13 protein-coding genes are annotated in these 19,913 nt (G+C 64.5%); 5 read left to right on the top strand and 8 right to left on the bottom strand.

Annotated features, from left to right (window positions below; translation table 11 throughout):
* Positions 1 to 247: 247 nt before the first annotated feature.
* From HV796_RS26655 to HV796_RS26630, 6 genes are all read right to left on the bottom strand, one after another.
* Complete coding sequence (locus HV796_RS26655; RefSeq protein WP_175229490.1) at positions 248 to 2,980, bottom strand: MGH1-like glycoside hydrolase domain-containing protein; 2,733 nt, start codon at positions 2,978 to 2,980, stop codon at positions 248 to 250.
* 76 nt (positions 2,981 to 3,056) lie between these two features.
* On the bottom strand, positions 3,057 to 5,063 hold the full coding sequence (locus tag HV796_RS26650; protein ID WP_175229489.1) for an amylo-alpha-1,6-glucosidase: 2,007 nt from the start codon (positions 5,061 to 5,063) through the stop codon (positions 3,057 to 3,059).
* Positions 5,064 to 5,153: 90 nt separating this feature from the next.
* Positions 5,154 to 6,464, bottom strand: a complete 1,311-nt coding sequence (locus tag HV796_RS26645) for an ATP-binding protein (protein WP_246356052.1) — start codon at positions 6,462 to 6,464, stop codon at positions 5,154 to 5,156.
* A 107-nt stretch (positions 6,465 to 6,571) separates the two neighbouring features.
* Entirely contained in the window at positions 6,572 to 7,285 is a 714-nt protein-coding gene (locus tag HV796_RS26640; RefSeq protein ID WP_175229487.1) for a response regulator, read from the bottom strand.
* Positions 7,286 to 7,330: 45 nt separating this feature from the next.
* Entirely contained in the window at positions 7,331 to 7,654 is a 324-nt protein-coding gene (locus HV796_RS26635) for an EF-hand domain-containing protein (protein ID WP_175229486.1), read from the bottom strand.
* Between the two features lie 161 nt (positions 7,655 to 7,815).
* Entirely contained in the window at positions 7,816 to 8,547 is a 732-nt protein-coding gene (locus HV796_RS26630) for a DUF3313 family protein (RefSeq protein WP_175229485.1), read from the bottom strand.
* Positions 8,548 to 8,851: 304 nt separating this feature from the next.
* Here HV796_RS26630 and HV796_RS26625 point away from each other — a divergent pair, with 304 nt between their 5' ends.
* The 3 genes from HV796_RS26625 to HV796_RS26615 all read left to right on the top strand — a co-directional run bounded on the left by HV796_RS26625 (position 8,852) and on the right by HV796_RS26615 (position 14,803).
* The gene (locus tag HV796_RS26625; protein WP_175229484.1) at positions 8,852 to 10,378 is read left to right on the top strand and encodes an efflux transporter outer membrane subunit; all 1,527 of its coding nucleotides are present in this window, start codon (positions 8,852 to 8,854) and stop codon (positions 10,376 to 10,378) included.
* 212 nt (positions 10,379 to 10,590) lie between these two features.
* Positions 10,591 to 11,736: an efflux RND transporter periplasmic adaptor subunit gene (locus HV796_RS26620; RefSeq protein ID WP_246356050.1), complete on the top strand. Its 1,146-nt coding sequence runs from the start codon at positions 10,591 to 10,593 to the stop codon at positions 11,734 to 11,736.
* A 13-nt stretch (positions 11,737 to 11,749) separates the two neighbouring features.
* Positions 11,750 to 14,803 carry an efflux RND transporter permease subunit gene (locus tag HV796_RS26615; protein WP_175229483.1) on the top strand — a complete coding sequence of 1,018 codons (3,054 nt, stop codon included), beginning with the start codon at positions 11,750 to 11,752 and terminating at the stop codon, positions 14,801 to 14,803.
* A 111-nt stretch (positions 14,804 to 14,914) separates the two neighbouring features.
* On the opposite strand, the gene HV796_RS26610 is transcribed toward HV796_RS26615, so the two are convergent.
* Positions 14,915 to 16,603, bottom strand: a complete 1,689-nt coding sequence (locus HV796_RS26610; protein WP_175229482.1) for a patatin-like phospholipase family protein — start codon at positions 16,601 to 16,603, stop codon at positions 14,915 to 14,917.
* Between the two features lie 622 nt (positions 16,604 to 17,225).
* Between HV796_RS26610 and HV796_RS26605 the strand changes: the two genes are divergently transcribed.
* Entirely contained in the window at positions 17,226 to 17,879 is a 654-nt protein-coding gene (locus tag HV796_RS26605; RefSeq protein ID WP_246356049.1) for a LysE family translocator, read from the top strand.
* 45 nt (positions 17,880 to 17,924) lie between these two features.
* Here HV796_RS26605 and rarD read toward each other — a convergent pair whose 3' ends face one another.
* The gene (gene rarD / locus HV796_RS26600; protein WP_175229480.1) at positions 17,925 to 18,800 is read right to left on the bottom strand and encodes an EamA family transporter RarD; all 876 of its coding nucleotides are present in this window, start codon (positions 18,798 to 18,800) and stop codon (positions 17,925 to 17,927) included.
* Between the two features lie 250 nt (positions 18,801 to 19,050).
* Between rarD and HV796_RS26595 the strand changes: the two genes are divergently transcribed.
* Positions 19,051 to 19,839, top strand: coding sequence for a sulfite exporter TauE/SafE family protein (locus tag HV796_RS26595; RefSeq protein WP_175229479.1), 789 nt, complete (start codon positions 19,051 to 19,053; stop codon positions 19,837 to 19,839).
* The last annotated feature ends 74 nt before the right edge of the window (positions 19,840 to 19,913 follow it).

Raw genomic sequence — 19,913 nt, 5'->3', positions numbered from 1 at the left:
AACGGGCGTTATCAGGATGACTCGCCGCGCGGCCGGCCAGTTCCAGTCGGATGTCGTCCGCGCAGCGATTTCACAGCGGTTTCATCAACACAGCAGCGATTCGCAAGACTTCTGTAAAGCCCGTCGCGTGAGCGTTGCGTCAACGCGGCATGACCTGCACCCCGACGTGCTCGACGATCAGTAACTTATGCAGCCCGCCGCGCGCGGCTCGCGCATCGGGCACCCCCTGTCGCATGCGTGCGTGCGGCTATTTGACTGCCGCCGCCTGCACCGCTTCGTTCGCGTCCGGCACGAAGCCCGACGCCGTGGCTTCGCGCGGCTGCAGCAGCAACGCGACGAGCCCGCTCCAGCCGGTCTGATGCGATGCGCCGACACCCCGGCCGTTATCGCCGTGGAAGTACTCGTGAAACAGCACGAGGTCCTGCGACCGCGGGTCCGCCTGCAACTGCGGATAAGCGCCCATCACCGGCCGTTTGCCGTTGCTGTCCTTCAGGAACAGCCTCGTCAGGCGGCGCGAGAGTTCGTCGCCGATCTCACGCAGCGATAGCCGGACGCCCGAGCCGGTCGGATACTCGATACGAAAATCATCGCCGTAGTAGCGATGGAATTCGTACAGCGATTCGATCAGCAGATAGTTGACCGGCATCCAGATCGGTCCGCGCCAGTTCGAGTTGCCGCCGAATACACGCGAGTCGGATTCGGCCGGCAGGTATCTGACGGAAAACTCCTTGCCGTCGTGCCGGTAAACAAACGGATCGTCGTGATGCACGCGCGACAGCGCACGCACACCGTAGTCGGACAGAAACTCCGCCTCGTCGAGCGCGCGGCGCAGCAGCGCCTTCATCCGGTGTCCGCGCAACAGCGACAGCAGCAGGCTATTGCCCTTGCCGGGCTCGTTCCAGCGCGACACGAGCCGCGCGAGATCGGGCCGGTGCCGGAAAAACCACATTAGCCGCTCGTGCAGGCCCGGCAGCGTGTGGTGCAGGCGATGCTCGAGCACATGGACCGCAAACAGCGGAATCAGCCCGACGATCGAGCGCACGCGCATCGGCACATTGTTGCCGTCGGGCAGCCGCAGCTTGTCGTAGAAGAAGCTGTCCTGCCCATCCCACAAGCCGGTTTCGCAGCCGTCGTCGCAGCTCACCGCCTCGGCGATATACAGGAAGTGCTCGAAGAATTTCACCCCGATATCGACGAACACGTGGTTCTCATACGCCAGCTCGAGCGCCATGCGCATCAGGTCGAGCGCATAAGCGGCCATCCACGCGGTGCCGTCGGCCTGATCGATATGGCCGCCGGTCGGCAGCGGCGACGAGCGGTCGAAGATGCCGACGTTGTCGAGTCCGAGAAAGCCGCCCTGGAAGATGTTGCGGCCGTCCGCATCCTTACGGTTCACCCACCACGAGAAATTCAGCAGCAGCTTGTGAAACACCAGCTCCAGAAAATCGCGATCGCCCTTGCCGGTCATCGACCGATCGATCTCGTACACGCGCCACGCGGCCCACGCATGCACCGGTGGATTGGCATCGCTGAAGGCCCATTCGTACGCGGGCAGCTGGCCGTTCGGATGCTGATAGCGGTCCTTCACCAGCAGCAGCAGCTGGCGCTTCGCGAACGCGGGGTCGATCAGCGCCAACGCGGCCGCGTGAAACGCGAGATCCCACGACGCGTACCACGGGTACTCCCATTTGTCGGGCATCGACACGATGTCCGCATTGCACAGATGCCGCCAGTCCGCATTGCGGCCGCGCCGCCGGCCCGCGGGCGGCACCGGCTGAGCGGGGTCGCCGTCCATCCAGCGCTGCACGTCGAACTGGTAAAACTGCTTCGACCACAGCATGCCGGCGAGCGCCTGGCGCTGTACGAGACGCTCGTCGGGATCATGGATCTCGCGCTGCAATACACCATAGAATTCGTCTGCTTCGGCAATCCGGCGCGCAAAGAGCCCATCGACGTCGAGCGGCACCTCATCGGGCGCCGATGCGACGCGCCAGCGCAGATAGACGACCGCCTCGCCGTGCGGTTCGAGTTCGAGCGACACATGCGCGCCCGCCTTCGAGCCCGAGTCGCGGCGCACCGCGTCGCGCCGGCCATGCACCAGGTAGTCGTTGAAACCGTCCTTGAACGGACCGACCGCATCCATTCCATACAGACGCGTGACGTTGGTCTCGTTTTCGCAGAACAGCCACTCGATGCCGGTCCCGTACGCGCTGCCCTTGCGCCACGCGGAGACGATGATCGACTCGTGGCCGGGATGGCGGCCGAACAGATAGGTGCGATCGCGCATCCGCTCGAACATCAGCGACGGCTTGTCCTCGAGCCCTTTCCACGACCATTTGTTGCGCGCCCAGATCTGCGGCAGCACGTCGAGCGATGCGGCCTCGTCGCCGCGGTTCTGGACGGTCACACGCATCACGATGTCGTCGTGCGTGTGCTTCGCATACTCGACGGTCACGTCGAAGTAGCGGGAATGGTCGAATACGCCGGTATCGAGCACTTCGTACTCGGGCTGGTCCGCGCCGCGGCGCGCGTTTTCGTCGACCAGGTCGGCGTACGGGTACGCGGCATGCGGGTACTTGTACAGCATCCGCATGTACGAATGCGTCGGCGTGCCATCCAGATAGAAGTACAGCTCCTTCACGTCCTCGCCGTGATTGCCCTGCGAGTTCGTGAGGCCGAACAGACGCTCCTTGATAATCGGGTCGCGCCGGTTCCACAGTGCGAGCGACACGCACCAGTTGAGCATGTCGTCGCCGAAGCCGGCGATGCCGTCCTCGCCCCACCGATAGGCACGGCTGCGCGCGTGATCATGCGGGAAGTAGTCCCACGCGGTGCCGTTCGCACTGTAGTCCTCACGCACCGTGCCCCACTGGCGTTCGCTCAGGTACGGGCCCCAGCGTTGCCAGCGCGCGCATTCGGCGGAATGCAGACGGATACCCTCGGCGGTGTCGAGCAGATTGCAGGCACGAAGGCAGGGCATGACAGCATCCTCCTTTTGACAAGGCAGCAGGAGTCACATCGTAGCGCGCTTTGCGCGGCGTTGCGCGTGCGGCGAGCTATCGCAGGTGTCGCGCGGCAAGCAGCGCGTCGATGCGCAACCGCTCGCCGAGCGACCACGCCTGAAATGGCGCGCCCGCGGCGTGATGCGGCGCATCGCCGTCGGCCACTTCGCTGAGGTGATCGAGGCCCACGCGGTCCAGATGCGCGTCGAGCGGCGCGACGAAGCGCTCGAAGGCCGCCGCGCACGCCGCCGCATCGGGCTGTTCGACGCGCATCCAAGCTTCGACGAACGGACCCAGCAGCCACGGCCACACCGTGCCTTGATGATAGGCGCCATCGCGCTCGCGCGGGCCGCCCACATAGTGGCCGCGATACGCGGGATCGGACGGCGCGAGCGTGCGCAGGCCGAGCGGCGTCAGCAGATGCACGCTCACCTGCGCGACGACCGCGCGCGCGACCACACCGTCGATCACCTGAAACGGCAGGCCGCCGACCGCGAAAATCTGATTCGGACGCACCGAGCGGTCGAACGTGCCGCGCACGTGGTCGACATCGACCACGTCGAACAGCGCGCCGCTCGCCGGATCGACGAATCGTTCGACGAATGCGCGCGCCGCGCGCCCGGCCGGTTCGCGCCAACGCACGTTCCAGTTTGATGCGATGCGCAATGCGTTGATCCATAGCGCCTGCACTTCAACCGGCTTGCCGATGCGCGGCGTGACGACCCAGTCGCCGACCTTCGCGTCCATCCATGTGAGTTGTACGCCGGGCACGCCCGCGCGCAGCAAGCCGTCCTGTTCGTCGACGCCGATCGCAAAGCGCGTGCCGCGCGTATAGCCGGCGAGAATGTCATCGACCGCTTGCTGCAGACGGCGGCGCGTCGTACCGGACGCATGCTGCACAGCAAGATAGTCGTGCACGGCGACGACGAACCACAGCGACGCATCGACCGAGTTGAACTCGGGCGTGTCGTCGTAGTCCGGGAAGCGGTTCGGCAGCATGCCTTCAGATAGTGTGGCCGACCATTCGAGCAGGATCGCTTCGGCTTCGTCGTAGCGTGCGCAACTGAGCAGCAGCCCGCGCATCGAGATAAATGTGTCGCGGCCCCAGTCGGTGAACCACGGAAAGCCGGCGACGATCGTGCGGCCCTGCTCGCGCGCGACCACATACGCATCGGCCGAGCGCTGCAGACGCGACGCGAACGACGCGCGGCGCGTGCGCTCCGCATGTTCGAGCTGTTGCGCATGCAGCAATGCGTCGGAGGTCGTGTTCTCACGCGCGCGGGGCACGCCAGCGGCGCTGAAAATCAGCACCGCATCGGCAGCGCCGAGATCGAAAGAAAAGACGCCTGGCGTCGCGAGGTCTTCGGTGAATTCGAGCCCGCGTTCGCGCTCGCGCGGGTAGCAGAAGTTTCGATACCAATCGGGCGCATGCTCGTACGCGCCGTTCGACGCCGCGCGAATCGCGGGCCGATCGCCATACGGACGCCAGCTCACGCAACCATCGTTGACGTCCGCCGAAAAATTGAATGCCCCGTTTTCATGGTGCAGCGCATGATAGTCGCGGCCCGACAGCAACGGCCGCACATGCAGCATGAACCGGCCGTTCGTCGTGTCGCCTGTCGCACCGCTCACCGCGGTTGCGCCGTTCTGCGCTGTCGCTTCGCGCCGCAAGCGCCAGCGCAGCACCGTCTCAGCGGTGTCTTTCACGACGAACAGTTCCGCACTGACCTCACCCCGCGCGCCAAGCGCGATGCGCCACGTGGGCCAAGGTTGCGTCGTGAAACCGAGCAGTTGCCCGGCGATATCCGGTACGTTCAGATCGGGCGCATAGCATTGCATCGTCAGCGGATAACGCTCGCCGTTCGCGTCGAGCCATGCTTCGATACCGTTCACCAGCACGATGCGGCCCGCCGGCGGGCGCGTCGCCGCAAGCAGCAGCGCGTGATAGCGGCGCGTGCGCGGCATGCCGACCGTGCCCGAAGCGAAACCGCCGAAGCCGTCCGCCTCGAGCCATTCTGCGTCGAGACGCGCGGCGTCGATCGGGCGCGCGATGTCTGTCATCGATATGCCCCCTGCTGTTACTGCCACATCAAGGATTGACGTCATGCCTGCACGTTATCGCCGCAGGTCATCGTTATACGTCACTGAGCGTCACTGAGGCAGCACGACCCACACTTCAAGACCGCCGCCGTCGCGCGGATGAAATTGCAGCGTGCCGCCGTGCAGCCTTGCGATTCTTTCGACGATGGCAAGACCGAGACCCGTGCCGCTCGTTCCGCTATGCGCGTTCTTGCCGCGTTGAAACGGCGCCTTCAGCGCTTCGAGCTCGGCAGCCGTCAGGCCACTGCCGCGATCGCCGACCGCCACATACACCGCGCGCGCATCGCGCCATGTGCGCACCGCGAAGCCGCTGCGGCCATACTTGATTGCATTCTGCATCAGGTTCATCAGCAGCCGCATCATGCTGATCGGCCGAAACGCGACCGGCGGCAAATCAGCCAGCGACAGTTCGAAATCATGCCCGAGCCCCGCGAAATCCGCAGCGAGCTGGCTCACAAGCCCGTTCAGATCGCCTGCTTGCGTGGCCTCGCGTTCGCCGCTGCCCGCGTAGTCCATGAACTGCTGAAGGATCGTGTCGATCTGGTCGAGGTATGACTCGGACGCATGGGTGAAGGCCTCGTCGCGGGGGGCGCCCGCCATCGCCATCGCAAGGCGCAGTTTCGTGAGTGGCGTGCGGATATCGTGCGAAATGCCGGCCAGCATCACCGCACGCGTCGCTTCCGCGTGCTGCAGCGCTTGCGTCATCTGGTTGAACGCGGCGCTGACTTGCGCAATCTCGGTTGGACCGTCGAGCGGCAACGGCGCCGGCGCGTCGCCTTCGCTGACGCGCCGCGCCGCGTCGGCCAGATGCTGCAGCGGCCGGTTCAGATGCCGCTGAATCACAAAGCCGGTCAGCGCGGCCAGCACACCGAGGCCCAGCGCGAGCAGCAGCGCGCTAACGAGCCGGCCGCCTTGCGCCTCTTCGGGCAGCATCAGCGCAATCCAGTAAGGCGTATCCGCGATATGCACGCGCAGCCACATATGCTGCGGCGCGCCGCGTGCGCGTTCCGGTTCCCAGCGCACGTCGCTGCCGGCAGGCAGATAACGATGCAGCGTGTCGAGGAAAATACCGAGCTCGTGCGTCCGGTAGAACTCGAGCGGATTGGTCGGCGGCTGGTCCAATGCGTCGGGCGGCACGTCGGCACGCGCATCGAGCCGCGCGACCAGCGCATCGCGCGACTCGCGCGGCGTCGCCGAGAGCACGGTGTCGAGCGTCGTGATGTACGCGCCGAATACCGCCGCCGCACGCTCGACGCGCGGCCGCTGCACATAGTGCAGCAGCACGATAAGCGAGCACGCTTCGCTCACGGCGATCAGGACGATTAACAGCAGGATATTGCGGGCGAGCAGCGAGCGCGGCATCAGCCGCGAGAAGAAACGTCTGCCTGCACCGGATACCGCGCGCGGCGCACCATCGACCGGCGCATCGGCTGACGCATCGGCTTGGGCACCCGCTTCAGCGCGCGCGGTCATGATTCGACGTCCGCAATCAGCATATAGCCGACGCCCCAAACGGTCTTGATAAAGCGCGGCTTCGACGGATCGCTTTCGATCATCTGGCGCAACCTCAGCACCTGCACATCGATGCTGCGATCGAGCGCGTCGTGCTCGCGGCCGCGTGCGCGAGCAATCAGGTTGTCGCGGCTCACCGCACGGTTCGGCGACGAGCCAAGCGCGGTCAGCAGCAGCATTTGCGCGGAATGCAGTTCGACCGGCTCGTCGCCGCGAAACAGCAGGCTCTTGGCGACGTCCAGGCGAAAGTCGCCGAAACGCACTGATTGCGTCGTGACGGTCGGATCGCCAGCCGCGATCTTCTGCCGGCGCAACAGCGCGTTGATTCGCGCGGTCAGCTCCTGCGGCAGAAACGGCTTCGCGAGATAGTCGTCCGCGCCGGTCTCGAGGCCCGCGACGCGATCGAGCGGATCGCCCTTCGCGGTCAGCATCAGGATCGGTAACGTTTCGCCTGCGTCGCGCAACTGCTTGCAGATATCGAGGCCGTTCTCGTCGCCGATCATCAGGTCGAGCACGAGCACGTCGTACGGCTCGCGCTCCAGATAGCGCTTCAGGCGCGCGCCGTTCTCGACGACCCGCACCGAAAACCCCTGCGCCGTCAAAAAGCGCTGCAGCATATTGCGCAGTTCGGCTTCGTCGTCGAGCACGATGATGCGGGCGGATCGATCCATGCCAGTCTCCGAGGGGCAAACACGAGGAAACGCGACGGCCGGGCGCTATTGTCGTCTTTGTGTCATCAGGAACTGCTCGATCTGCGGCAGCGTCACGTAACCCACTTTCTGCGTGTCGATTTCATCGAAATGCTGTGCGACGCGCGGCATGCCCCCGGCAGCCTGCTGCTTCGTCAACTTGCCGTCGTGTGTCGTATTGGCCGCGCCAAAACGTTCCTGCAGTTGCTGCATCGCGTACTGCATGCGTGCGCCGCCCGCTCCCTGCATCGACTGCGTGTTCGGTGCAGGCATCGTTTGCGCCGGCAATTCCTGCGCTAGCGCGCCTGTCGATGCGACACACAACGCCAGCATGGCAATCCACTTCTTCATTCCTTCCTCCGTTGAGTCGGACACCCGCGTCGCTTGCGTTGTGCTGCGAACCGCGTGGTGACAGGGCGAATTCTTGTCGTTCGCCGCTGCGAAGGCAATGCGGAAACTATGTCACTTCATGTCACCAGCGCGGCTCACGCGCTCATGCGCACTAATGCGCACTAGTGCGCATCACGAATCGCTTCGAACGCCGCCTTCAGGTTTTGCGCTTTTGTCGCGAGCACCTGCGGTATTTCGTCGAGCCGCACCGATTCCGGCGTGTCGCCCGGCCGCGGCGGATTGTCGATCGCGAACAGCAGCGTTTCGTCGTCGCCTGACGCGCCGATCGCCTGCACGGTCATCGTCTTGAACGAGATCTTGCTGATGCCCGCGACGCGCTTCACACCGTTGATCGCGATGCCGACCGGCGTCAGGTTGCGCAGACGAAAGCCCTGCTTTTCGAGCCGCACGTCGGTCAGCGCGATTTGCAGGATCAGCGAATCGGGGCGCGGCGTATCGACGACCGTCATATCCTTCATCACGTTCTGCGTCAGGATCTGCGCGAAGGTATGCGTCACCTGCACCATCTCGTCAGGGTCGATGCCTTTGTACGGCGAATCGGGTGCGAGGAAAACCTCGATCGGCGCGAGATAGACACTGTGCAGCCGCGCGCGCTGCGCGGGGTAGTCCGGCGCCATATAGCCCTTCGTGCCGGGAAATTGCGCGACAGGTGTGAGCTGCACGCTATCCGGTATCAGATACTCGGCGCGCGCGACGCCGGGCTGCGCAACGAGCGGCAGCGTCAACGCGGCGCCGGCGAGCAGCCATGCCGCGCGCATTTTCAGTCGTGCCATCACCGTTTGCATCGTTGACACGACCGATACGTTGAAGGGCAGATTCATCGGCATTTTCATGATCCATTCCTGGTCCAGCGGTTGAATCATCATAGGCGACGCGCGATGCGCATCGGCCTGGTGGTATCCCGTTACCGCCGCGCATGATGACGGATGCGTCGCATTGCGCAGCAGTCGCGCACAAAGCCCTGCGTCCCCAATGCCCGATCACCGATACGCGGTCGACCCATGCTAGGCTATGCGCCAATTCGGCATGCCACCGGGCGTTTTGCATCCCGAAAAGACCAGGGTCTACGTTAGTTGCATTGAATATCGGCATCCGTGCGTCTGCCCGCATAAGGCGCGCGCGAAATATGGTGGATTGATGACAAAGGACAATAACCCGCTCTGCCTACCATCCGGTCGTCTATGCGCGGCACTTTGCAGTGCCGCGCCGGTCGTGTTGCCCGCACTGCTGCTCGCGGGCTGCATGGTCGGACCCGATTACCGGACTCCCGCCCCGCCGCCGACCGACAGCTACACGACCGCCCCGCTGCCCGATCAAACCGCGTCGGCACCTGGCGCGTCGGGCGTGCCGCAGCACTTTGCCAGCGGCGAGGACATTCCGGCCGCGTGGTGGACGCTGTTTCATTGCGAGCCGCTCGACGCATTGATTCGCCAGGCGCTTGCGAATAGCCCGAATATCGCGTCGGCGCGCGCGGCGCTGCGTCAGTCGCGCGAAAACCTGAGCGCGCAGTTCGGCGGCACGCTGCTGCCGCACGTCGATGCGCAGCTGAATGCGACACGCGAGAAATTCAACGGCATCACCTTCGGCGAACCGCAGTTCACCGAAGATCTGAACCTGTACAACTCATCGGTCAGCGTGTCCTATGCGCTCGACCTGTGGGGCGGCGCGCGCCGCGGCGTCGAGGCGGCGCGCTCGCAAGTCGATTACCAGCGCTACCAGTTGCAGGCCGCGTGGCTCGCGTTGACCGCGAATATCGTCACCGCGGCCGTGAAGGAAGCGTCGCTGCGCGCGCAGATCGAAGCGACTGAAGAAATCGCGAAAGAGGAAGACGCGCAGCTCACCACGCTGAAAAAGCAGTTCGAGCTCGGCGGTATCGGACGCACCGACGTGCTGACGCAACAGACGTTGCTCGCGCAGACACGCGCGACGCTGCCGCCGCTGCGGCAGCAACTGGACCAGGTGCGCCATCAGCTTGCGGTGCTATCGGGTAGCCCGCCGAGCGACCCGAGCGTGCCGGAGTTCCGGCTCGACATGTTCTCGCTGCCGCAAACGCTGCCGGTCAGTGTGCCGTCCGCGCTCGTCAGGCAGCGGCCCGATATTCTTTCGGCCGATGCGACGCTGCATCAGGCGAGCGCCCAGGTCGGCGTCGCGACCGCGAACATGTACCCGCAGATCACGCTGTCAGCGAGCTACGGCACGCAGTCGCTGACGCCCGCCGAACTGTTCCGCGCGGAAAGCGTGGTGTGGAGCGTCGGCGCCGGCGTGCTGCAGCCGCTGTTCCGCGGCGGCCAGCTGCTGTCGCAAAAGCGCGCGGCGGTGGCCGCGTACGAAGAGGCCGACGCGCAATACCGGCAAACCGTGCTGCTGGCGTTCCAGAACGTCGCGGATTCGCTGCGCGCGCTCGATCACGACGCAAGCGGCCTGCGCGCGCAAACCGAAGCATGGCAATCGGCCAGCGACGCGCTCGATATGGCGCGCGGCCAGTACAAGCTTGGCGGCATCAGCTATCTGTCGCTGCTCGTGACGCAGCGCCAGTACCAGCAGACCGTCGTCGATCTCGCCCAGGCGCAGGCGGCACGCTATGCGGATACCGCGGCGCTGTTCCAGGCGCTCGGCGGCGGCTGGTGGAACGACCCGGTGCCGGAAACCGCCGCGGTGCAATGAGGACGCGGCGCCGCTGCAAAGCCTTTACCTTTACCGCGGCTGTGGCCGCGTCATTCAACGAATGACCACGAAACGCCGCTGCGCGACGACAGCGGATGGCGCTTCACGATGAGACGTGCAAGGACATAACGATGAGTACAAAAGGACCAATCGGACCAATCGCGAACCCGCCAGCCGACGCCGCTGTTACGCCGGCGCGCCACAGGCGCCGCATGACGAAACGCATGATCATCATGCTGATCTGTGTCGGGTTGCTGCTCGGCGCGATCGTCGGCTTCAATCTGTTCAAGTCGCACATGATCGCGAAGATGATGGCGAGCAACGCGCTGCCGCCCGCGACCGTGACCGCGACCGTCGCCAGCTTGCAGACCTGGCAGCCGCAGCTGACGGCGGTCGGCAGCCTGCGCGCGGTGCGCGGCGTCGACGTGACGACCGAAGTGCCCGGCCTCGTGCGCGAAATCGCATTTGCATCGGGGCAGGATGTGAAAGCGGGCCAGCTGCTCGTGCATCTGAATGACGATTCCGACGTCGCACTGCTGCATTCGCTGCAGGCTGCGGCTGATCTCGCGCAAACGGTCTACAAGCGCGACCAGGCGCAATTCGACATCCAGGCGATCGCCAAAGCGCAGCTCGATGCGGACGCCGCCGATCTGAAAAGCAAGACCGCGCAGGTCGCGCAACAGGCGGCGCTGGTCGAGAAAAAGACGATCCGCGCGCCGTTCGCCGGCCGCGTTGGCATCACGACCGTGAACCCTGGCCAGTATCTGAATCCGGGCGACGCAATCGTCACGCTGCAGGCGATCGATCCGATCTACGCGGACTTCTATCTGCCGCAACAGCAACTGGGCCAGCTCGCGGTCGGCCAGCAGATCGCCATCGATACCAACGCGTTCGGCGGCCGCACGTTCACCGGCAAGATCCGCTCGATCAACCCGCGCGTCGACAGCACCACGCGCAATGTGCAGATCGAAGCAACCGTCGACAACCGCGAGCGCAAGCTGCTGCCCGGCATGTACGCGAATGTGAAGATCGACGCGGGCGGCGAGCAGCGCTATCTGACGCTGCCGCAAACGGCGATTACCTATAACCCATATGGCGCGACGGTGTTTATCGTGAAGCCGGGCCAACCAGGCAAAACCGCGCCGAATGCGCAAGGCAAAGTGTTGCCGGTCGCGCAGCAGGTGTTTGTCACGCCGGGACCGACGCGCGGCGATCAGGTCGCCATTCTGAAGGGCATCGACGCGGGGATGCAGGTCGTGACGAGCGGACAGCTGAAGCTGAAGAACGGCACGCCGCTCGTGATCGACAATCGCGTGCAGCCGTCCGACAACCCGAACCCGCAGCCTCAGGAACAGTAAGGGGCCGCTCACGATGAACTTTACCGACATCTTTATCAGGCGGCCGGTGCTCGCGGCCGTCGTCAGCCTGCTGATTCTCGTGCTCGGCGGGCGCGCGCTGATCGCGCTGAAGGTACGCGAATATCCGCAGACCGAAAACGCGGTCGTGACCGTGACGACCGCGTATTACGGCGCGAGCGCCGATACCATCGCCGGCTTTATCACGCAGCCACTCGAAGCAGCCATTGCGCAGGCACAAGGCATCGACTACATGTCGTCGTCCAGCACGACCGGCGTATCGACGATCACCGTCACGCTACGGCTGAACTACGACTCGAACCGCGCGTTGACCGAAATCAACACGCAGATCGCGTCGGTGCGCAACCAGTTGCCGCCGCAAGCGCAGCAGCCGGTGCTAACCGTGCAGACCGGCGAGACCACCGACGCGATGTACATGGGCTTTTACAGCAGTGTGCTGCCGAGCAATAACGTCACCGACTACCTGCTGCGCGTCGTGAAGCCGAAGCTCGATTCGATCGAAGGCGTGCAAACGGCCGAAGTGCTCGGCGGCCGGCAGTTCGCGCTACGCGCGTGGCTCGACTCGGCGCGCCTCGCCGCGCATAACGTGACCGCGCAGGATGTGTTCACCGCACTCGGCAGCAACAACTACCTGGCCACGCTCGGCGCGACCAAAGGGCAGATGGTCAGCGTCGACCTGAACGCGGGCACCGACCTGCATACCGTCGACGATTTCAAACAGCTCGTGGTCAAACAGAAAGGCACCGCGATCGTCCGTCTCGAAGACGTCGCGAACGTCGTGCTCGGCGCCGACAACTACGACTTCAACGTCGCGTTTTCTGGCAAGCGCTCGGTGTTTATCGGTATCAAAGTGGCGCCGGACGCGAACATTCTCGATGTCGCGAGGCGCGTGCGCACCGCGTTTCCCGGCTTGCAGGGACAGTTTCCGACCGGCATGACCGGCGACATCGTCTACGACGCGACCGACTTCGTGAACACGTCGATCGAGGAAGTGATCAAGACACTGGTCGAAGCGCTGCTGATCGTGACGGTCGTGATCTTCCTGTTTATCGGCAGCTTGCGCGCGGTGATCATTCCGCTGGTCGCGATGCCGCTGTCGCTGATCGGCACGTTCTTCGTGATGCAGTTGCTCGGCTACTCGATCAATCTGCTCACGCTGCTCGCGCTGGTGCTCGCCATCGGCCTCGTCGTGGATGACGCGATTATCGTCGTCGAAAACGTCGACCGCCATATGAAGGAAGAGGGCCGGCCGCCCTTCGAAGCGGCGCTGATCGCCGCGCGCGAGCTCGGTGGGCCGATTATCGCGATGACGGTGGTGCTGATTGCCGTCTACGCACCGATCGGCTTCCAGGGCGGCCTGACCGGCGCGCTCTTCACCGAATTCGCGTTCACGCTGGCGGGCGCGGTGACCGTGTCCGGCATTATCGCGCTCACGCTGTCGCCGATGATGTGCTCGCGCTTTTTCACCGCCGAACAGGAGTCGAACCGCTTCGTGCACTTCGTCGACCGCCAGTTCGATCGCGTGCATCGCGGCTATGGACGCCTGCTGCATGCGACGCTCGATACCTGGCCGGTATTTATCGTGATGGGTGCGCTGCTGCTCGGCGGCACCGTGTACCTGTTTATGACGTCGCAATCGGAACTTGCGCCGCAGGAAGACCAGGGGATCGTGCTGTCGCAGATCCAGGGGCCGCCCAACGCGACGATCCAGCAGATGCAGACGTACGCGGACCAGGTGTTCGATATCTCGAAGCAGTTGCCCGAGTACTCGCAAATGTTCCAGCTGACCGGCGCGCCGACGCTCAACCAGGGCATCGGCGGCGTGCTGTTCAAGACCTGGGACAAGCGCAAGAAAGGCGCGACGCAGCTGCAGCAGGAGTTGCAGCAGAAGTGGAACGGCATCGCCGGCGCGCGTGTCGCCGCATTCCAGTTCCCGCCGCTGCCGGGCGCGCAAGGCCTGCCGGTGCAGTTCGTGATCACGACGACCGAGCCGTTCGAAAACCTGAACGAAGTCGCGCAGGCGGTGCTGGCGAAGGCGTACCAGAGCGGGATGTTCTTCTACGTCGACAGCGACCTGAAGCTCGACAAGCCGGAAAGCGTGCTGCTCGTCGACCGCGACAAGGTCGCGTCGCTTGGCATGACGCAAGCCGACGTCGGCGCGGCGCTCGGTGCGGCGCTGGGTGGCAACTATGTGAACTACTTCTCGATCGCGGGCCGCTCATACAAGGTGATTCCGCAGGTGCTGCAAACGGACCGGCTCAATCCGTCGCAAGTGCTCGACTACTATCTGCGCACACCGGATGGCAGCGTGATTTCAGCGTCGACGGTCACCCATCTGAAGCAGCAGGTCGTGCCGGAATCGATCAACCACTTCCAGCAGCTGAACTCGGCGACGATCTCCGGCGTCGTCGTGCCGGGCGTGTCGCAAAGCCAGGTGCTCGACTTCCTGCGCAACGCGACGGCCGAAGCAGCGCCGTCCGGTTATACGGCCGACTTCTCGGGGCTCTCGCGGCAGTTCGTGCAGGAGTCCGGCGGCTTCGTCGTCACGCTGCTGTTCGCGACGATCATCGTGTTTCTCGCGCTGGCGGCGCAGTTCGAAAGCTTCCGCGACCCGATCGTCATTCTCGTGTCCGTGCCGATGGCGCTGTTCGGCGCACTGATCTTTATCAACATCGGGCTGTCGACGCTCAACATCTACACGCAGGTCGGCCTCGTTACGCTGATGGGGCTCGTCAGCAAGCACGGCATTCTGATCGTGCAGTTCGCGAACCAGTTGCAGCGCGCCGGGAAATCGAAGCGCGAGGCACTCGAACAAGCGGCGGCGGTGCGCTTGCGGCCGATTCTGATGACCACCGCGGCGATGGTGTTCGGCGTGCTGCCGCTCGTGATCGCGTCGGGCGCGGGCGCGGCCGGCCGCAACGCGATGGGGCTGGTGATCTTTACCGGACTGTCGATCGGCACGCTGTTTACGCTGTTCGTGGTGCCGGCCATGTATATGTTTATCGGCGCGGATCACCATCGCGATCGGGCGGCGGCGCAGACCGTCTGAACAGCTAACGGCTGAGGTTCGGGGCACGCCACCGCCGGGTGGCGCGCCCTTTTTCATGCGGCGACGTATCGCGTCACGTATTGCATCAGAGACTCAACTCGCAGCGGCAACTCACAGTGCGTGGTTTGCGACCAGTTCCGGACACATCTGCTTGATCCGCGAATCAAGCATGCCCGTGCGGCCGTTGCTGCTATCGGCATGTCCGCTGTCGGTCTCATCACCCGAATCATCGTAGCCACGGCGCCGGCCCCCGGACTCAGCATCGAAAAATTGCTGAATCTGCTGTGCGTGTTGATGCACGCTCCAGCACGCAGCCACGCGCACCAGTTCCGCGTCGCAAGCGTCCAGGTGATAGCGGGTCGGAATATCGCGCGCCGCGGTCCTGACGGCTCTCGCGTCGTCGTAGTGGGTATGGCATTCGGGCGTGTCGATGCGCAGCGAGCTGACATTCAGATCGTCCGGCTTCAGCGCGATGATATCGAGCCGCGTGACCACGCTATTGGACTGCTTCATCGTTCGCGCCGCGTAAGTCGTCACGTTCCATAGGTCCTGCCGGTACAACGATGCGCGCACTTCCTGAATGTCGGATACGCGTGTCGGGTCGTCGATAAAGGCGGACAGCGGCGATTTGTCGCCGGCGATGGTCGCACCATACGCGTTAAACGGCAGCGAGGCATCGAGCGAGACGATCAGGTCGCGGTGCGAGCGGGTCTTCAGCAGATCGCGCAGAAACAGTTGCAACAGCGATTCGATACCGCTGTTATCGCCGACCCCGCCATCGATCAGATGCAATAGCTCATGATCGCCGGTCACCTCATAAGCAATCGGACCGACGACCAGCGGGAACGCGCCCGACGTCGCGACCGCGCGCGCGAGCGGCAGCGCGGCGCTCGGCACCGACTCCCGCTTCGGGTTCCAGAAGCTGTCGAAGCCCTCCGGTGTCAAGGCATCGCTACGGTCGCATTGGCTCAACTGCGCCTCGTGCTTGTCGTCGACATGCTTCTCCTGCCCGGTGGGCGCATACACGACGTCCAGCAGGAGTTGCTCGGTATTCAGGCAGAACGCGTCGCTCGGGATCGTCGTCATCACGAAACGGCGGCCGGTATCGTAGTGCGTCGCGTTGAGAATCAGAAACGGACTCGCACCGGAGGCCTCGCGTTTGTCGAGATCCGCGAACGTCGCGCCGTGCAGGTATTCCGTATCGATCGCCTTCGCAAGGCCCTCCGCGTTCGAGCCTAACGTCACGATCTTGAAACCGAACAGCGCCGCTTCCCAGTTGAAGTTCATCTGATGATGAAAATCCGCGAAGAACTGCGCATACGGCGTGGGAATCGTGCTGCCGGTCAGCATCGCGCTGTAGTGGCCGATGCTTTTCATGCTGAAGTACGACGCAGCGAAGCTGCCACCCGATACACTCGAAATGTGGCCGACGGTGTCAAGAAAGCTGATCGGCTGCGCGGATGAACCTGCACCCGCCGGTGCTGCAACGGGCAGGCTTCCTAACAGTTCGAATACGTACGATGCAAACAGCGCGGACCGGTTGCCGCCGCCCGAGATCGCTACGCCGACGAGCGGCTGCGACGCGGGTGGGTCGGCGGCTGCGGTATTGCTGACATAGGTGCTGGGCGCGCCGGGCGTGAACGTGTACTCGGTGCAGGCAGTCAGCATGGCGGCCATGCCGACCGCGAGCAACGCGCTGGCGCCGCGTCGCGCACATGTTTGAACACAGCGATAAAAGTGGCGCGTCCACGCGCAAAGCTTGTTGTGAAGGGATGTGTGTGTGGATGGCTGTTCTGCCATGTTCGTGTCCTGTTGTGCCAAGCAGAAAGCGCCGCGTCGGAATCGGACCGATACACGGCACTACTCGCCTGTCAAAACACGCGGGGACAAAGCGTTATTCCTTCGGTAGAACCCGCCGCGAACCGCCGCTTCATTTGCCGAAGCGTCGTGTCATTCAAGATTAAGGACACGCAAATTGTGCCGCGCAGCTGATCAGCGGCGCGCTTCGACGGACATCGAAAGAACATCAGGTGCGGCCGATCCGCGCGTCCGATTCGCGATCGGATGCGGCACATCTCGCCGTGCGACTGCACCTGTGCGTCGGCGTCACTTGAAGACCGTATGCTCAAGTATGCCGACCGTCCGCACGAGCACTTCGTCGAGCGGTCGTGATTCGCAACGGCCCCGCTACAGTATCGAAACGCGGCCCGCGTCGCTTGACGAATATCGCTTCCCGAACGGCCAGGCATGGACGTCATGACGCGTGCGGTGGCTCAGGTCGCCGCACGCATCGCCGCGCCGACGCCCGTATATTCCCGCGTTGCCGGTTAGCACCGGCGCCGCTATGCTCTTGCGTTTCCGCTTATACGTGTCGGCACGCACAGCAGCCCGTTCGCGGACATCATCGCTATCAGGAGTTTCCGTGTTCAACCCAGGTCTCTTTTTCACCGCGGCCGGCGTGGGCCTCGCCGTTGCCGCGCCGATCGGCCCGATGGGCATGCTGTGCATTCGCCGCACGCTCGCTGGCGGTCCGCGCGCGGGGCTCGCGATTGGCCTGGGGATCGCGGGTGGCGATGCCGTGTACGGCCTGATCGCCGCACTGGGTCTGGTCGGCGTGTCGCAGTTCATGCTCGCCTATGACAAACCGCTGCATATCGCCGCCGGTGTGTTCCTGCTTTGGCTCGGTCTGCGTACGATGCTGCAAAAGACGCCGGAGGACACCGACGCTCAGGCGGACGACGCGAATCGCGACGGCCAGCTCGCCGCGATCGGCCGCGCCGGCGCGATGCGCGCCTTCGGCGGCGCGCTGCTGTTGACGCTGACCAACCCGCAAACCGTGATCATGTTCGCCGCGCTCTTCACGACGCTCGCGCCGCGCGGCGCGTTCGCCTCGGACGTCGCCTTCACGACGGTGCTCGGCGTGTTCTGCGGGTCGATCGCGTGGTGGTGTTGTCTGGTCGCGGTCGTGTCGCTCGCGCGTCATGCAATCGGCAGACGGCTGCGCATGATCGTCGACCGCGTCGCGGGCATCGCGCTCGCGGTGTTCGGTGTCAACGAGATTCGTCGCGCACTGTAAGCCCGGCGCGATGTCCGGCGCGCGGCGCGCAGCCGCGCCGCGTCGTCATTGCCGCACGAGCCGCATGCGCGTCAATCCTTCGAGCGAATACACGACAAGCGCAAGCCAGATCGCGCCATAGCCGATCAGTTGCGCGCCGCCGAACGGCTCGCGATAGATCAGCACACCAATCAGCAATTGCAATGTCGGTGTCACGTATTGCAAAAGACCGAGCATCGACAGCGGAATACGGCGCGCGCCGGCGGCAAACAGCAGCAGCGGAACGGCGGTGATCGGCCCGGCCAGCGCGAGCAGCACCTTCACGCCGGTGGACGCCGCGCCAAAGCCGCTGTCGCCGTGCAGCGATAGCGCCGCGAGATACAGCAGCGCAACCGGCAGCAGCAGAATCGTTTCGAGCGTGAGCCCTTCGAGCGCACCGAGCTTCGCGGTCTTGCGCAACAACCCGTAGCCGCCGAAGGTCAGCGCGAGGCAGATGCTGATCCATGGCGGCCGGCCGTTTTCCCATGTCAGCCACAGCACGCCGGCCGCGGCAATCGCGACCGCGAGCCACTGCGCGACGCGCAGCCGCTCGCCGAGAAAGCCCAGGCCGAACAGCACGCTAATCAGCGGCGTAACGAAGTAGCCGAGGCTCGCTTCGACGATATGCCCCGCGTTGACCGCCCAGATATAGATTCCCCAGTTCGCCGACAGCAGCGCCGCGCTCACGGCGAAGCGCCCGAGCAGGCGCCGGTCCCGCAGCACGGGTACGAGCCAGCGCCACTGCAGCCGCACCGTCAGCACAATGAACAGGAACAGCATTGACCAGACCATCCGGTGCGCAAGAATCTCGAGCGGCGAGATCTGATGCAGCGATTTGAAGTAAACGGGAAAGAGCCCCCAGATCGTGAAGGCAAGTAACGCGTAGGCGACGCCGTAGTTCATTGTGATCAGCGGGACGGGAAACGGGGGCGTGGCCTGGCGGCAGCGGCGGACCACGGTAAGCGCTCAACAAGGTGTCGAGTCATGTATTGTAAGCTTTGAGTCACACAATCCATCACGCAAGGTTGCCGGTTTTGCGACAATACGAGTCTTTCGTCGCACCAGCTTGTCAATTTCCACAAAGAAATCGCTGATCCGGTGCAATCGGCCCATCTTAACGATGGCCCGCCGTCCGAGATGGGTCATTACCTCGATGTCTGTTCCGCATATTGAACCGCTGTACTCCGCCTCCGGCCTGTTCGTCGGCTTTCTGGTCGGTCTGACCGGCGTCGGCGGCGGCTCGCTGATGACGCCGATTCTCGTCCTGTTGTTCGGCATTCACCCGGCCACCGCGGTCGGCACCGACCTGCTGTATGCGTCGGTGACGAAGGCGACCGGCACGCTCGTGCACGGTATGAAGGGCTCGGTGGACTGGCTGGTCACACTACGTCTCGCGTCGGGCAGCGTCCCCGCCGCGACGCTCACGCTGATTCTGCTGCATCGGTATGGGATGGATGCGCCGCGCGGCAGCGTGCTGATTCAGGTCGTGCTCGGCGCGGCGCTCCTCATTACCGCTCTCGCGCTGGTGTTCCGGCCGCAGCTCTCGGCGTTCGCAGCGCGCCACCGGCCAGCACCCGCGCACGGCAACACGCTCGCGCTCACGATCCTGACCGGCGCCGTGCTCGGTGCGCTCGTCACGCTGACCTCGGTCGGCGCGGGCGCGATTGGCGTGACGGTCCTGCTGCTGTTGTACCCGGCGCTGCCGGTTTCGCGCGTCGTCGGTTCGGACATCGCGCATGCGGTGCCGCTGACGCTGCTCGCCGGCGCCGGTCACTGGCTGCTCGGGTCGATCGACTGGTCGCTGCTCGTGTCGCTGCTGGTGGGATCATTGCCGGGCATCGTCGCGGGCAGCCTGCTCGCCGCGAAAGCGCCGGAGAAACTGCTGCGGCATGTGCTCGCCGCGACGCTGACCGCGGTCGGCATCAAGCTGGTGATGGTCTGATGGCGGGTGCGCATCGCATACAGGCGACGCGCGGTTGAATGCGAACGTTGCACATTCAACGTTACAAGGCGCCA

The sequence above is a fragment of the Paraburkholderia humisilvae genome (genome assembly GCF_902859855.1).
Taxonomy (GTDB): domain Bacteria; phylum Pseudomonadota; class Gammaproteobacteria; order Burkholderiales; family Burkholderiaceae; genus Paraburkholderia; species Paraburkholderia humisilvae.
Note: the sequence above shows the minus strand (reverse complement) of the source record. Positions and strands in the feature narration are given on the sequence as shown.